Origin of the sequence: Stenotrophomonas sp. NPDC077421 (assembly GCF_049545505.1) — a bacterium.
GTDB lineage: Bacteria > Pseudomonadota > Gammaproteobacteria > Xanthomonadales > Xanthomonadaceae > Stenotrophomonas > Stenotrophomonas nematodicola.
In genome coordinates this window covers 1-1,489 of record NZ_JBMWDP010000086.1, presented here as the reverse complement: position 1 = coordinate 1,489, position 1,489 = coordinate 1, and the positions used below count along the sequence as shown (strand labels likewise).

General features: G+C 67.4%; 1 protein-coding gene and 2 pseudogenes. All 3 read right to left on the bottom strand.

All coding sequences use genetic code 11. The annotated features are described in order from the left end of the window. Positions 1-32: 32 nt before the first annotated feature. Positions 33-773 (bottom strand): annotated as a pseudogene (locus tag ACPEH1_RS20560) (ParB family protein); the annotation flags it as partial. Continuing rightward, positions 766-1,014, bottom strand: coding sequence for a hypothetical protein (locus ACPEH1_RS20555; protein ID WP_034030424.1), 249 nt, complete (start codon positions 1,012-1,014; stop codon positions 766-768). The gene ACPEH1_RS20555 and the pseudogene ACPEH1_RS20560, both read right to left, overlap by 8 nt. After that, a pseudogene (locus ACPEH1_RS20550) lies at positions 998-1,489 on the bottom strand (ParA family protein); the annotation flags it as partial. The gene ACPEH1_RS20555 and the pseudogene ACPEH1_RS20550, both read right to left, overlap by 17 nt.

The window sequence follows — 1,489 nt, the reverse complement described above, 5'->3', positions numbered from 1 at the left end:
TCTGCCTTCACATCAAAATGAGACAAGACTTACTGGTTGAACTCGTCGAAGTCCTGGTCCGGCGTGCGTCCGTTGGCGTAGCGCTCCCACGCGATCATGCAGGCCTTGCGCATTTCCGACAGGCGTTCGACCTGGTGGCGGCCGAGGCCAGCATAGAGCACGGCGGGGATCGCGGGCAGGAGGTAGCGCACCGTGTCGTTCATGCGGCTGATGTGCGACTGCTGGACCGGGAAGCCATCGGCCGCAAGGCGGCGGGCCAGTTCGGATTGGCTCAAGGTGGTGCCGCTTTCCTGCTCGTAGAACTCGCGCGCCTTCTCGACACCGAGAGCGCGCTCGATGAACGTGAGGCCGCCGCGCAATTCGTTCTCGGCCAGATGGCCGGTCAGCATGACAACTTCGCCACGACTGGGCCACGGGCGGAACAGGCACGATATGCGGAAGAACCGCTCGTCCTTGGTCTCCGACCACAGCTCCCGCAGGATGGCCAACCGCGTGTTGCCGCCGTTGCGGATGATGTAGTGTTCCTCGCCAGGCCGTCGGGTGATGGCCGGTGCCGCGTCCAGCCCGCGCTCGCGGATGGACGCCTTGATGTCCTCGTAGGCCGGATTGCGCTTCTTGCGTGGGTCGTGGTCGTAGGGACGCAGTTGGTCGAGGGTCACGACCATGGGCGTGTCGGCGATCGGGTCGCTCAAGGCCGCCGCGGACGGACCGCTGCGCTCGAACCCCGCTGCGAGCAGTTTGCCGGCCATTTGCTGGGAGGTGATCTCAGCCATGGCAGCCTCCCTGCGCCTGGGATCGGGCCTCGCGCTCGGCGCGGCGGATTTGCGCGCGGGCGTTGAGGGCCGCTCGGTGGTCGCTGGCCGTCGAACTGGTGTAGATCGCGGCGCAGCCTGCCTTGGTGAATTTGAGGTGGCCGCCCGGCGTGCGCTTGACGTGCCAGCCCTCACCGACAGCGAATTCGATCAGGGCGCGCAGCCGCTTGTGGCCTCGGGCCAGTTCATGTGCGTTCGCCATGGGGCCTCCCGGTATCAAGAGGGAATGGCGGGCGGCCGGACACCGCGGCAAATCGGTGCTGCCATTGCGGGAACAGTTCGCCAGCGAGGTCGCGCATGGTGTGGAGCGCGGCGGGGGCGACTCTGCCCGGTGGCTGGCGGTACTCGACCCGATGCACCGGCAGGCCGCGTGTCGCGGCGCGCGGATAGGCCTCGATGGCCGGCACGTCGGTGGTCAGCACCCGGATGCCGGCATGATCTTGAAACAGGTCGCGCAGGGCCTGTTGGATCAGCCGAGCGTTCGCCGACACCGGGTGGACGCGGTTGATGAGCAGATGCAGCGCCGGTGGTTCGATGCCCAGGTGCCGGTACGGTGCTATGTCTTCGAGCAACTGCATGGTGCCGCGCCGCAACTCGCGGGCCGCGAGGATTTCCGGGGTCACGGGCGACAGCGCAACGTCGGAGGCGAGCACCGCCATCTCCAGCAGCACGGAGCG